16 protein-coding genes are annotated in these 13,526 nt (G+C 44.1%); 6 read left to right on the top strand and 10 right to left on the bottom strand.

Features of this window, described 5'->3' with window-relative positions; all coding sequences use genetic code 11:
* Positions 1–10: 10 nt before the first annotated feature.
* The 6 genes from BS617_RS11350 to BS617_RS18175 form a co-directional block, all read right to left on the bottom strand.
* Positions 11–913, bottom strand: coding sequence for a sensor domain-containing diguanylate cyclase (locus BS617_RS11350; protein ID WP_075172911.1), 903 nt, complete (start codon positions 911–913; stop codon positions 11–13).
* Entirely contained in the window at positions 913–1,707 is a 795-nt protein-coding gene (locus BS617_RS11355; RefSeq protein ID WP_075172912.1) for an alpha/beta fold hydrolase, read from the bottom strand. The genes BS617_RS11350 and BS617_RS11355 overlap by 1 nt, the downstream gene beginning before the upstream one ends.
* A 687-nt stretch (positions 1,708–2,394) precedes the next feature.
* Positions 2,395–2,961, bottom strand: coding sequence for a hypothetical protein (locus BS617_RS11360; protein WP_075172913.1), 567 nt, complete (start codon positions 2,959–2,961; stop codon positions 2,395–2,397).
* A 101-nt stretch (positions 2,962–3,062) separates the two neighbouring features.
* Positions 3,063–3,686: a hypothetical protein gene (locus tag BS617_RS11365; RefSeq protein WP_075172914.1), complete on the bottom strand. Its 624-nt coding sequence runs from the start codon at positions 3,684–3,686 to the stop codon at positions 3,063–3,065.
* A 51-nt stretch (positions 3,687–3,737) separates the two neighbouring features.
* A complete protein-coding gene (locus BS617_RS18580; protein ID WP_139303203.1) occupies positions 3,738–3,854 on the bottom strand; it encodes an IS3 family transposase in 117 nt (38 codons plus the stop codon).
* 364 nt (positions 3,855–4,218) lie between these two features.
* Positions 4,219–4,419 carry a hypothetical protein gene (locus tag BS617_RS18175; protein ID WP_139303160.1) on the bottom strand — a complete coding sequence of 67 codons (201 nt, stop codon included), beginning with the start codon at positions 4,417–4,419 and terminating at the stop codon, positions 4,219–4,221.
* A 24-nt stretch (positions 4,420–4,443) separates the two neighbouring features.
* Here BS617_RS18175 and BS617_RS11380 point away from each other — a divergent pair, with 24 nt between their 5' ends.
* Together BS617_RS11380 and BS617_RS11385 are read left to right on the top strand one after the other, a co-directional pair.
* Entirely contained in the window at positions 4,444–4,716 is a 273-nt protein-coding gene (locus tag BS617_RS11380) for a type II toxin-antitoxin system TacA family antitoxin (RefSeq protein WP_075172915.1), read from the top strand.
* Complete coding sequence (locus tag BS617_RS11385; RefSeq protein WP_075172916.1) at positions 4,713–5,210, top strand: GNAT family N-acetyltransferase; 498 nt, start codon at positions 4,713–4,715, stop codon at positions 5,208–5,210. The genes BS617_RS11380 and BS617_RS11385 overlap by 4 nt, the downstream gene beginning before the upstream one ends.
* Positions 5,211–5,300: 90 nt before the next feature.
* On the opposite strand, the gene BS617_RS11390 is transcribed toward BS617_RS11385, so the two are convergent.
* From BS617_RS11390 to BS617_RS11400, 4 genes are all read right to left on the bottom strand, one after another.
* Positions 5,301–5,654 carry a transposase gene (locus BS617_RS11390; RefSeq protein WP_346424311.1) on the bottom strand — a complete coding sequence of 118 codons (354 nt, stop codon included), beginning with the start codon at positions 5,652–5,654 and terminating at the stop codon, positions 5,301–5,303.
* A complete protein-coding gene (locus tag BS617_RS18280) occupies positions 5,560–5,805 on the bottom strand; it encodes a transposase (protein WP_170870345.1) in 246 nt (81 codons plus the stop codon). Before BS617_RS18280 ends, BS617_RS11390 begins: the two co-directional genes overlap by 95 nt.
* 163 nt (positions 5,806–5,968) lie before the next feature.
* Positions 5,969–6,805 (bottom strand): RES domain-containing protein, encoded by an 837-nt coding sequence (locus BS617_RS11395; RefSeq protein WP_075172918.1) that lies wholly within the window; start codon positions 6,803–6,805, stop codon positions 5,969–5,971.
* Positions 6,806–6,881: 76 nt separating this feature from the next.
* On the bottom strand, positions 6,882–8,204 hold the full coding sequence (locus BS617_RS11400; RefSeq protein ID WP_075172919.1) for a hypothetical protein: 1,323 nt from the start codon (positions 8,202–8,204) through the stop codon (positions 6,882–6,884).
* 454 nt (positions 8,205–8,658) lie between these two features.
* Between BS617_RS11400 and BS617_RS11405 the strand changes: the two genes are divergently transcribed.
* The 4 genes from BS617_RS11405 to astD are packed head-to-tail and all read left to right on the top strand — an operon-like array spanning position 8,659 to position 13,518.
* Entirely contained in the window at positions 8,659–9,936 is a 1,278-nt protein-coding gene (locus BS617_RS11405) for a hydrolase (RefSeq protein WP_075172920.1), read from the top strand.
* Positions 9,927–10,997 carry an arginine N-succinyltransferase gene (locus BS617_RS11410; protein ID WP_075172921.1) on the top strand — a complete coding sequence of 357 codons (1,071 nt, stop codon included), beginning with the start codon at positions 9,927–9,929 and terminating at the stop codon, positions 10,995–10,997. Before BS617_RS11405 ends, BS617_RS11410 begins: the two co-directional genes overlap by 10 nt.
* Before the next feature lie 13 nt (positions 10,998–11,010).
* Complete coding sequence (gene astA / locus BS617_RS11415; RefSeq protein WP_075172922.1) at positions 11,011–12,051, top strand: arginine N-succinyltransferase; 1,041 nt, start codon at positions 11,011–11,013, stop codon at positions 12,049–12,051.
* Positions 12,052–13,518, top strand: coding sequence for a succinylglutamate-semialdehyde dehydrogenase (gene astD / locus BS617_RS11420; protein WP_075172923.1), 1,467 nt, complete (start codon positions 12,052–12,054; stop codon positions 13,516–13,518).
* Positions 13,519–13,526: the final 8 nt, after the last annotated feature.

Raw genomic sequence — 13,526 nt, forward strand, 5'->3', positions numbered from 1 at the left:
CAAATTAGCGCTATACAGACTCGAAATATTCCGTTCGACTACGTCCTTTGCTTTTCGCTTGATATAAAGCAGCATCAGCCTCCTTCATACAATTATCGATCATTTCAGAACAAACAGAATACTCCGCACTCAAAGCAGAAACACCCACGCTAACCGACACCTCCCCATCAATCGAGTCGTTTAGGCTGCTTATCGCTGCGTGCAGCCGTTCACAGAAACAATGGGTATCTTCGACACACGAGCCATACAAAACCACCAAAAACTCCTCTCCACCCCAACGTGCAACAATATCACTTGCCCTAGAAACATTCTGTAAAATAGCGGCGACTTTAACTAACACCTCATCGCCATGGGAGTGACCGTAAGTGTCATTCAATTTTTTAAACAAATCGATATCAATAATCACAAAAGAAACCGGTATAAACTGACGCTGAAGCCTTTTCTGTAGGCTATTAAGATCATCCAAAGCCGCACGGCGATTGAGCAATTGAGTAAGTGGATCGATTCTAGTTAACCTGACTAACTTTTCGGTCTCCTCTTCTAGCTGCTCCCTAACCTCTATAAGCTCCTGATATAACCTGTCGCGCGCTACAGCGGTATAGACTGACCAATATATTTTTGCTTGTGCTAGTTCGATATTAGCCACTGCGGGAAGTTTTTCGCCACTACTGGCTACCAAGGATAACTGCACTTCTTGGCACTCCCCCGTACTGACGATAGTAGGCCTCACATAGCTTTCGAAGAATATTGAGCTCGCCTTCGAGATAATATCGAATAAGCTGTGCTGTTGAATGTCATCCGTATTGATACCCAAGCAGGCGCTTGCAGAACGGTTGATATATTCGAGTTTATTAGTTTCAAAATCCGTCACCATTAACAAGCACGGAAAGGAATCTAAGCTCGGTTGGGTCATCAACCTAGGAACTGCTCTATTTTCTCACACACGACTCCAGGCTCGGTCATGTGTAAGCAATGCCCAAATGCATCAATCACGTCCAACGTGGAATTAGGGATTGCTTTATGCATGTATAACCCCACTTCAACCGAAGCCAAATTATCATTTTTACTTTGCAGAATTAATGTGGGTAGCTTGAGTTTGGTGATGGTCTCTCTGTCGTCAGCAAAAAAGGTCGCTTTTGCGAAAGGCTTTGCATAACGCGGGTCTGTCGAGCAAAAACTATTTTGAAGTTCTTCAATGAGTTCCGTTTTATTCGTTTGCCCCATTACCAAAGGAGCCAAATAACTCGCCCAACCAATGTAGTTTTTGTCCATCAGGTTAATTAGTTCTTCCAAGTCATCTTTTTCAAATCCACCATAGTAGTCTGGTGGAAAATTAAGAAAGCAAGGTGATGGGCACACCATTACAATCTTTTCGAAAATATTGGGTGATCTTGTCGCCGCTATCGACCCGATGATACAGCTGACGGAGTGCCCCACAAACACCACGTTTTCAAGGTTCAGCTCTTCACAAATCTCGACCACATCTTGGGCGTAGCCATCCAATGACTGATATCTTTGTTTGTCGAAAGCGGAAGCGTCCGATTGACCACACCCTACATAATCAAACAGAACAATTTTGTAACGATTTTCTAACATGGGCTGCAAAAAACGCCACATATTTTGATCACAACCAAAGCCATGAGCCAGCAATAGCGTGACGTCTCCACTGCCTGTGACTTGGACATTATTGCGTTTAAGGATGTTCATATGTGCGGGGTAACTCCTTACTAGCGCTAAATTAAGATGAGACTTTTAGAAGAGTATTAACGGCCACATTAAGCGGAACTAAAATAATTGGCTATATTTTGTGAGAAACGAGCAATAGCCAGCCGCTTTTAGATCCAGCTATATTGACTGTAGAACTCAGCAGACTTTTCCATATGACGTGCCAACCCCGACTATCAACCCTAATATCAACTACATTGACCTTTGTGAGCTTGTCGATAAAACACCCGCTTTACAGATTTGGAATACTTATGGATACATAGGAAATTGCCCCGTCTTCTATAACTCGCTACAAATACACATTCGGCGACAACGGCCCTATTAAAGAAACGCTATATTTCAAGACGACAATCGATAACACCTTAAAAGAAAAATTTACACAGTATTTAATGGCTAAAAACTTCATTAAGGCCAAAAGTGATTATGTTTTTTTAGATTCAACCCAAGAGACCGAGATCCAAATCGAATTAGAATCAATCGATATCTATAGCTACTAATCCCGCAAAACACAGCGGAATCATCTTGGTTTGCTCGTAATCGTAGTGTTTAAATCGTGCCATCCGTTGCACCTAACGAGGTAATGTTAGTTTGGAACAGTTTAACTGAGCTTTTGGCGGCAGGTCGAGGGGGGTGGGGGGTGGGAGTAATCTGGCTGCCTCAACGCCCTTCTTAGGTATTATCATACTTAATATTTTCCATAAATTTCTTTGCTGTATCAAAATTTGAATGCTGTACTAGAGAAGAAACAGCTACCACAAACAAAGATATTACAAACGTCACAACGGATAAATCACTCAGGATAGAAATTCCTTGGATATAAATGGGTATTAATGCTAAAGAGGCAGTTACTATATAACATATAAGAAACCAAGTACTTGCATACTTTCGTACGATGTCCTTATCGTATTTTTTTTTCCAACTATATTTTTGCGACTCCTCACTGAATGTAACAAAATTACCAATTGTGCCGCGTTGTGAAATTGAATATGAAGGGGTTGATTGCGAAAGTAGCAACTTAATTTCTTCAATAGAATATAGCTTTCCAGTAATAGCGAAGAAACCCTTTTCAAGAGTATACCGATGCTCTTCATTTGTATGTAGATCTGATATATATTGTTTCGTGAACGCATATTCATCTCTTCTCTTAGAAGAATGCGCTAACACGAGATCTATAACTACTTTATATATCGCGAATAAACTTACAAATACACCTACTAATTTTGTGATATCTTCCATCGATACTCCTAACGACTAGCACAGCAAAACCACGACCCTGTACCAGCAAATCACTTTAAACCACAAGCGCCCAACTAAACTTGGGCTGATGGTGCGCTTTGTTATAAGCCATTTTCTGGTATTGACTTAATATATCGTTCAAATTTCCCAATATAGGAAAGTGCCACTTTAATTAACAACGTTGATATACCAAAAACATTTTGTTGTTCTTCAAATATGTCTAGCATTCTTCGAAGCTGATCGTCAGTGTAATCTTTACTACTTCGTAAATTACGTATAGCCTCAAAATTTAAATTAGAAATATACGCTACTTCAATGTCAAATTCTGGAATTTTTTCACTAAGGGTTCTTACTCGCATCGACTTTTGAGACACCATACTGGATGAAACATATATATTGTAGTTTCTCAATAGCTTGATCATATGCAAAATAGGGTCTGTAGTTTTATAAATTTTGAACAACGGTTGATCAATGTCATGGTACTCATCAAGAATGAATTCTTCTAATGCAATCAATTCACTTAATGCAGCCCTGATGTATGCTTCAACTATTGGTTTACAAGGCACCTTATGTTTATCAGGTTCTGATACTATTTTTGACGCCATATAAATTACGGCACAAGTTTTATCGTAAACCTCAGGTAGAGCTTTGTACTTTTCATCAGGTAGAGGAAATAAAAAATAACCGTGTTCTACTCTGATGTGATTTTCGAAATCCAATTTCATTCACATTCATTCCCTTTGGCTTTGGTCTTACCCATAAAAAGTAGACATTCGTTATGCGTTTATACGCTCATACTCAGCTGGGCTGATATAACCCAAAGCTGAATGCCTTCTTACACGGTTATAAAATACTTCAATGTACTCGAAGATACCCGACTTCGCGTCCTCTATCGAGTGATAATCTTTCGCATTATCCTACTCTACTTTTAAGCGACTAAAGAAAGACTCCATCGCGGCATTGTCCCAGCAATTCGCTCGCCTACTCATGCTGATTTGGCAGACATATCGGCGCATGAAATCTTGGTATTTAATCGACCGGTACTGCGCACCTCGATCAGAATGAATAATGAGTCACCGCTTGTTTCACAGCTTCCCTACGTTGGCTCACTGGGATTTTATCTCTGGCTATCCATTTATAATAACCTGATCGCGATACACTCATAACTCGACACATAAGGCATAACATATATTCTGATCTAAATTCAGCCATCAGCGCGTACTTCACTCTTGCTGCTTCGCGAAGCACCCAAGGGCATCAATACGCCGACACCTTCTTTAAGAACTCATTTTCTTTTTTAATTTCAGACAGCTCACGCTTAAGCTGACGCACTTCTTCGCTGTCAGGTTTGGAGTAATCGACGCCATTTAGGCTATTAAATTGCTTGTTATTTTGCGTGCCAAAGTGACACATTGATTGCTTATTGCACACTTTAAGACCATAATACATATGTGACATTTTGACACAATAGGAGATAACATTATGGCTACTACTTTGCCTCGCATCACCGCTAGAGTTGATGTCGATACACAAGACTTACTTACTAAGGCTGCCGCGATCGCTGGCATGTCTAGCATCAACTCGTTTGTTCTAAGCGCTGCAATCGAAAAAGCTAAACAAGTCATCGAACGTGAACAGGCTTTAAAACTGAGCCAAGCAGATGCGATATTGCTCATGGAAGCTTTAGACCGTCCTGCAACACAGAACTCAAAACTAAAAGCTGCTGCTGATCGATACGAGAGCAAAACTCAATGATGAATACGGTACTTCTAGATAAAGCTAAACACGATAGAAACCGATTCAACTGTGGCATCGAAGCTCTCAATAATTACTTAAAAGTAATGGCGAGTCAGCAAGCAAAGAAGGACAACACCAGAACGTTTGTTTTGGAAGATGATAGCGACAACTCACATGTCATCGGCTTTTACACGCTAACAATGACACCAATTGACTTACAGGCATTGCCTGATAAGTTACAAAAAAAGCACCAATCATCCACCTCTGGTGGTCTGATTGCCCGTCTTGCTGTCGATGACCGATACAAAGGGAAAGGCTTTGGTGAGTGGCTGCTTATCGACGCACTCAGAAAGCTATTAGCCGCTAGTGATAGCGTTGCATTTCCAGTTGTTATCGTTGATGCCAAAGACGGAGCAAAACATTTCTATGAACGCTATGGTTTTCAAGCATTTCAAGACGCCGAAAACAAACTTTTCATCACCATTGCAGATGTGAGAGCAAGCTTAGGCTAGTTAACCTCTAGCCTTTAGCAAACTAACAAGACTGTCGGATTAGACATTTAACACAATAAAACCTCAGCCCACAGCGCTCCTTGTTGATTATTAATGCATCACCTGACCCTGCGTCGCTATTTTCTCAATGTTGTGCACCATGCAGTACAGCAACCATTGCGCATTGACCTTCTCTTTTCCTCTTAAGGTAAATCGCTTCAGCCCTTTATTACTCTCTAAATTACCGAACACCGGCTCTACCGTACCTAGCCGTTTGCTGTAGATATGCCGACCCATCGGGCTGTCTGTCTTGGCTTGTGCGATGCGGTTGGCAGCACCATGAAGATGATGTTCTCGCGACAGGCTTACGCTATTTTTCGGCTGGAGGTAATGCCACGTGAATACGCGAAAAGACAATTTTGAGCAAGAGCGCAGGATCATAAGCGGGAGCGCCGTTATAGTCATTTCGATAACGGGATTCAAACACAGTGAGGTCGAGTTCATTATCAACAACATGGTTGAGGGTGTATTCAAACGTACCCGGTTGTATCTGATCCGCAAAACGCAGCGGGATCATCTTGGTTTGCTCGTAATCGTAGTGTTTAAATCGTGCCATCCGTTGCACCTAACGAGGTAATGTTAGTTTGGAACAGTTTAACTGAGATTTTGGCCGCAGGTCGAGGGATGCGGGAGTAATCCGACAGCCTTAACGCCCACATAAAAGGCGCGCCTTTAGGTGTGTCCAGAGGAACGTAGTGGAGCGAATTTTAATGTGATTGTTAGTTTTTTTGCCAGTGAATATGACCATCAAGGCTCTCTCCTTTTGATTGCTTTAGAAGCTCAAAATCACAAAGCCCATAGGGGTATAACTTAGTAATTTTTAAAACTTGACTCGAAACTACTTTGACTTTGTTTAAAACAGATTCTGGGCGAAGAGTTATATTTGCTGTGCCTTTCATTTTTGCACTTGGAAATACCAAACCATCAACCCTTGGGTGTTTTTCAAGTAATAGCCTGCTTAATGTTCTAGAGTAGATATAGTCATTTTCGGAAGCTGAAGTATCATTCAACAACTCAGCAGAAAGAGCATCCATATATAAATATGAAAGAAGCCCCCGTATATCACTTTTACCAAGCCTTTCGATAAACTTACGTATTTCATCAAACATTGATTGCGAGATTGTGCTGTTACCATGATAAGCATTATAAACCTCACCAATTGCCAAGCATCTAATTCCAGAATTAGATTTATTGGGTAATTTAAACTGCGTAACTTGGACTATATCTCCTTCCTTAGCATTAATTTCAGCAAATGCGCTACCTATATGATACGACGCATAAAACATTGGATTGCCTTTTTCATTCATGCGACCAATGTCTGTAACCTCAGGTGGTGGAGATTGTAGCTCACTAATATGGTTGAACCCATCAGGGCTAGAACAAAGCCTTGCTCTTATAATTGGCCGATCATAAGCAAATTTGAAATTCAGTCCTTCAAAAGACTTGAGGTACCAATTAAGTTGTTTCTCAACAGTTTCAGGAGAGTTATCGCGAAATAGATCTTTGCGAAATCTATCAAGAATACTTAGTTCGATTACTTTGAGCTTTGATTTCATACTCTTTGAAACCTAACGCCGCGCTCTGCGGCAAATTTGGAGCGCAGCGGAAAATTTGTCCGGCAGCAGCGCTTTGTTAAATGCTTGATATCAGGAGTTTGAGATCAAACCCATTAAACTTATGATTTGGCCAATGCTCTACAACCAAAGCGATTGTTTTATCATCAACTTTCTCAGAATATGAATTACAACCTGAAATAGCACTTTTCATCTCATTGGATAAAGGTAGGCTTAAGCTAGAAATACTCAAAGCTTCTGCCATAGCTCCTAACTTTTCACATGCCTGATGGGTTCTGGAAGCATCATTCACGTTCACTTTAAGCTTCAGTACTTTTGCAACGTCTTCAGAACCTTCAACATAATAAGCGATATTATCTGGGATAATACCATCGCTAAATTCTTCCATTGGGGATGATGCAAACCATTCTTCTTCGAAAGATCTATTATAGAATCCAGTGCTCAACCCTTCGTTTACGAGAAATTCTTTGGCTTTGTAAGGGCTCCAACCTTGCTCTTTTGGTACTTCCTTTGGATTTTTCTCAGAATATCTCACTTTAAATATATATTTAAAGGTATCAATTAGATCCGAGTGTGACTCTATGTTTGCTTTGGTGACTTCAAATGACCATCGCTCAAGCAGACTGAGCCGAACATTAAACAATACAAATGCATAGAGTTTAGCCGCATATCTATGGAACCGGCTCTTTATTGAAAACCTAAGACGAACAAAGACCTGCTCATATGTTGAATAAACCAACATAAAGAAAACGAATGGTAAGTAACAGAGAGTCAGCAATGGTGGAACAAAGAAGTCGTATGCAGTTTTTTCTTTCCCAAACTCACCAAAATTGGTCATTAACATGTACAAAGTGTAAACGATTAAGACCACCCCGAAAGAAGATAGGCAATATTCTAGAAAAACCTTTACCTGATGATGTTTTCTGTCGGTTTCAGCAATAGCCAGCATAGCTCCCAATAATGCCAAAACAGGAACTAACAGAACCTCGACCCAAAGAGAGAAAGTATATACACCAACGACAAATTGAAGAATCGCTAGTAGTTTCAAGTTATCTAAAACTGACTGCTTGAAAAAATGCTTATCTTGTTTGATTTTTTCAAGCTTAAATAGCGACATGAAACCAACAGAAGCGCACCAAAAAACACTATTTTTTAGCTGTTCAAAATTCCATAGTTCCAACTCAGAAAGCCAGTAAATGACAATTGCCATGTAGGCAACCATCAAACAAAGGACGGACATTATTTGTCTAACAAATAAAGCTGCCAGGACTCCTTTGAAGGCATTTCTGACCTCCGCCATTTTCGAGGAAGAAAAAATGTAAACCGAAATTACCAGAAGCCATAACGCAATTGCAATTTCTCGATTATTTAGAATATCCACGAGCGTCCTTGGGCATTTAACATTTTCATCCACACGCACACGCGTTCCCCGACTTTCACATCAGAGATAACACTCAATACATTGATTAGTATGGAATTAGCGGAGTTATTCAAAGAATACGTATCCCTGTAAACGCGTATGCGCATTATCATTCTTGGCCGTGCGCGTTATCTTCCCTGTTGATAACGGTAGTTTCTAGATTATGGATGCTTTTCTCGGTTTGTCCAGTCGCAAAGCGTGCCTGCTTTAGGGTGTAAACGCGCATGTTTTTACTTAAACAAAAAATTCACGGCATAAACGGTTGCGTTTTAGCCCGAGTTATCCACCGCCCTAAAATACTCATTAAAAGGCGCATTTTTGAAATTAAGGTCGCTTAAGCAGCAGATATCACACGCTAGATGTCCAATAATGGTAGAGGTATACGCGGTTTCTTTGATTACCTAGGGGTCTGATAGTGAGTTCTGAAACATTTGCACCGTGGTTAGAGTGGTTGGACACCCAGCAAACGATGATGCTGGAGCAAACGATAGCACTGGCGTCGATTAACTCGGGTACGTTACATGCCGAAGGGGTTAACCGTGTCGCGGATGCGTTAATTGAGCTGGCCAGCGGTTTGGGCGGTGTGGTTGAGCGTTTGCCGGTAGCTCCTTATGTTTCGGTGAACACACAAGGCGTTAAGCAGGAGTCTGTACTGGGCGATGCGGTGCGGATTACTAAACGGCCCGATGCTCCTTTACAAGTGTTTTTTTGCGGGCACATGGATACCGTATTCCCTAAAGACAGCGCGTTCCAGACCGTTACTTGGCTTGACGATAACACCATCAATGGCCCCGGCGTAGCCGACCTTAAAGGTGGGCTATTGGTGATGCTAAAGGCGATTGAGGCGTTTGAGCGATCGCCGTGGGCGGATCAGATTGGTTGGCAAATTTTGTTCAACCCCGACGAAGAGATAGGCTCGCCCTCTTCGGCTGCGTTAATTGCAGAGGCAGCAGAAAAAGTAGATGTAGGGATGATTTACGAGCCCTGCATGCCCGATGGCAATTTAGCGGGTGCGCGCAAAGGCAGTGGTAATTTTACGTTGGTCGTTAATGGTAAAGCTGCCCATGCGGGGCGCGAGCACCACCTTGGCCGTAATGCGATCCGTGCGGTTAGCGATTTTGTATCAGCGTTGGATGATTTAAACGGCCAGCGTGACGGTGTTACCATCAACCCCGGCTTTATACAAGGCGGCGGTGCGGTAAATATTGTGCCGGATTTATGCACCATGCGGTTTAACATCCGCTTAGAGCGTACCGAAGACGAAAGCTGGTGCACTCAACATATCGATGCGCTTATCCACCAGCTCAATAGCCGCGATGGTATCCATGCCGAGCTGCACGGTGGCTTTGGCCGCAAGCCCAAACAACTAACACCGGCTGACACCCAATTGTTTGAATGGCTAAAGGCCTGCGGCAACGACTTGGGTATGTCGTTAAGTTGGCACCCCACGGGCGGTTGCTGTGATGGTAATAACTTAGCGGCTGCTGGTATTCCTAATATTGATACCTTGGGCGTGCAAGGCGGCAGCATCCATTCGGATCAAGAGTACATGTTCGTTAACAGCTTAAGCGAGCGTGCTAAGCTCAGCGCATTGCTATTAATGAAATTAGCCACCGAGGATACCCGCTGGTTAACAACAACTAAGATCTCAACAACCAAGACCTCAACTACCGGAGACAAACCATGTTGTTAGTGAGGCCTGTTACTTTTGCAGATTTACCTGGGCTAGAGCGTTTGGCGGTTATATCCGGCGGCAGCATGACAACCTTACCGGCTAACCGCGATCACTTAAGCGATTTAATTAACCGCACGCAACAATCGTTACGCAAAGAGGTAACGCGCTACGGTGATGAGAGTTATCACTTTGTGCTAGAAGATACCGATACCGGATCGATTGTGGGCATAAGCGGTATTGATGCGTGCGTTGGGCTGAATACGCCTTTTTATAGCTATCGCTTAGATGAGATTGTGCATGCATCTCAGGATCTACAAATTCATAACCGTATCCCCTCGTTACATCTATGTCAGGATTACACAGGCGCTGCTCGGTTATGCACGCTGTTTATCGATGCAGACTACCGCACCGCCGAGAACCTCAGTTTGCTGTCGCGTGCCCGTTTTCTATTTATTGCCCAACACCCAGAGCGCTTTTCGGATCGGCTGATTGCCGAGATCCAAGGCGTAGCCGATGACCAAAACCGCTCGCCATTTTGGGAGTGCGTGGGTAATCATTTCTTCTTTATGGATTTTACCCGGGCCAACTATTTAACCGGTATTAACTCCAAAGGCTTTATTGCCGAGTTAATGCCACATTATCCGCTGTATGTTCCGCTATTACCGGAGGCCGCACGAGAGGTGATTGGTGTAGCGCGCGCCGATATGAACCCAGTGGTTGAGTTACTTAAAACCGAAGGTTTTGGCACCAGCCGTTATGTGGATATTTTTGACGCGGGGCCTACACTGGAAACACGCACAGCCTATGCTAAATCGGTGATTCAAAGCCAACTGAGCACGGGTCTACAATGCCTAGCAACCCATGAAGGGGATACACCACTATTGGTCAGTAACACGTTACTCACCGATTTCCGCTGTATACAGGCGCAAGCCACGCAAGATGCAGACACGATTGCCGCGTTAAGTGCGGCTTTACAATTAGAGGCGGACACCCCTCAGGAGACCGATATAACACACGCTCCTAACCAGACCGACACCACACAAATACGAACAGAGCCACAAACACGATGCGTCGTGTAGGAGAAATCGCTTTATGATGGTAATCCGCCCTGTAAAGGACGAGGATTATGCAGGTTTACGAGAACTAGGCCGTTTAACCGGGCCTGGTTTCACCTCGCTGCAAGATAATGACACCCAAGTAAAAGCCAAATTAGACCGTGGCGTAGCGGCCTTTTCTTCGGATAAGCCCGCTAAAGAAGCCCTCTATTTATTTGTCATGGAAGATACCGACACACACGAAATTGTTGGCGTGTGCGGGGTTGAATCGGCTGTGGGGTTATCCGAACCTTGGTATAACTACCGAGTTGGCACCATGGTGCACGCGTCGCGGGAGCTCAATGTATACAACCAGTTTAATACGCTAACAATTACGAACGACCACACCGGTTGTGCCGAGTTATGCACCCTCTTTTTAAAACCCGATGCGCGCGAAGGTAAAAATGGCTCATTGCTCTCCAAATCGCGTTTTCTGTTTATGGCGGAATACCCCAAGCACTTTAGCCAGCGCTTGATTGCTGAAATGCGCGGTTATTCTGATGAAAACGGCGTATCGCCTTTTTGGGAAGGTTTAGGTCGTCATTTCTTCTCGATGGACTTTGATAAGGCTGATCAGTTCTCCGCCATGAATAAAGTCTTTATTGCTGAGCTAATGCCGCTCAACGCGATCTATACCAACCTGCTACCCAAAGAGGCACAGGAGGCTATTGGCAAGACGCATAACTTCACGACACCGGCGCGGCGTATGCTCGAAAACGAAGGTATGCGCTATTCAGGCTATGTGGACATCTTTGATGCCGGACCAACCTTAGAAGCCCAAGTTAATGATATCCGTGCGATTCGTAAGAGTCAGTACGTAAAAATCCAGCTAGAAATGGATGATGAGCAAGCGCATGAGGATAACGATCAATACCTGATCAGTAACACGCGCTTCGCCAACTATCGCTGTTGTGTATCTGCGATTAATAAAATTAGTCGTAATCTTATTTCGGTTCCTCCGGCCGTCGCAAAGGCTCTGGAGATTGAAGATGGCAGTACGGTTCGTATCGTGCCGCTATCGACTAAAAGGAGAGTATAAATGCCCGGTTTATATATCAATGGCGAATGGTTAACAGGCCAAGGTGAGCTTTTTTATTCACTTAACCCTGCCACTGGAGAGCCAGTATGGGAAGGTGAAGCCGCCAATGCAGAACAAGTGGATGCGGCCGTGTCAGCGGCGAGATTAGCGGCTAACCAGTGGGCATTTGTTGGGTTTGATGCACGCTGCGCGATTGCGCGGGCCTATGCCAAGCTGTTAGACGAGCACAAAGAAACGCTAGGCCGCACCATTGCCGAAGAAACGGGTAAGCCCTACTGGGAATCGCTCACCGAAGTAACCGCCATGGTGAATAAAATAGAGATCTCTATTAACGCAGCCATTGAGCGAACTGGGCAAAAAGTCTCTGATGTGCCGGGTGCAAAAGCCGTGCTGCGTCATAAACCGCATGGCGTTGTTGCTGTATTTGGCCCTTACAACTTTCCGGGGCATTTGCCGAACGGACATATTGTTCCGGCACTAATCGCGGGTAACACGGTGGTCTTTAAGCCTAGCGAGCTAACCCCTCATGTCGCTGAGCAAATGGTGGGGCTTTGGGCACAGGCCGGTTTACCCGCCGGTGTCCTTAACTTGGTGCAAGGTGAAAAAGACACCGGGATTGCTTTAGCCAATCACGCTGGTTTGGATGGCCTGTTTTTTACTGGCAGCTCAAACACAGGGCACTTATTGCATAAACAGTTTGCGGGCCATCCGGGTAAAATCCTCGCCTTAGAGATGGGCGGTAATAACCCGCTAATCATCGATGAAGTGGCAGATACTAAAGCCGCCGTTTACGAGACGCTGCAGTCAGCGTTTATTACCTCAGGCCAGCGTTGTACTTGTGCACGTCGCTTGTTTGTCCCGAAAGGCGCATTTGGTGATCAGTTTATCGAGCAGCTTACGCAAGCGATTAAGGCTATTCGCGTGGGCGAGCAATTTGCTGAGCCGGCACCGTTTATGGGTAGCTTGATTTCAGAACGTGCAGCCGATGGTATGGTGGCGGCGCAATCCGCGCTCATTGAACTCGGCGCTACATCATTAGTTAACTTGGTAAAAATCAAACCGGGCACTGGTTTTGTGTCGCCGGGGTTAATTGATGTAACCGCCATCACAGATTTGCCTGACGAGGAATACTTTGGCCCCTTGCTGCAAGTGATTCGCTACAACGATTTCGACGACGCGATAGCTGGGGCTAATAAAACCAGCTTTGGCTTATCGGCTGGATTATTCAGCGATAGCGAAGCGAATTACGACACTTTTTACCAGCACATACGCGCCGGTATTGTGAATTTTAACAAGCAGCTTACCGGTGCTAGCAGCACGGCTCCTTTTGGAGGCGTAGGTGCCAGCGGAAACCACCGAGCCAGCGCCTATTATGCAGCCGACTATTGCTCATATCCGGTGGCGGGTTTAGAAGCCGATAAGCTCGCATTGCCGGCCACCTATTCACCGGGTATTACGCTGGATTAAAAGAGGTA

It is taken from the genome of Neptunomonas phycophila, assembly GCF_001922575.1.
Classification (GTDB): domain Bacteria; phylum Pseudomonadota; class Gammaproteobacteria; order Pseudomonadales; family Balneatricaceae; genus Neptunomonas; species Neptunomonas phycophila.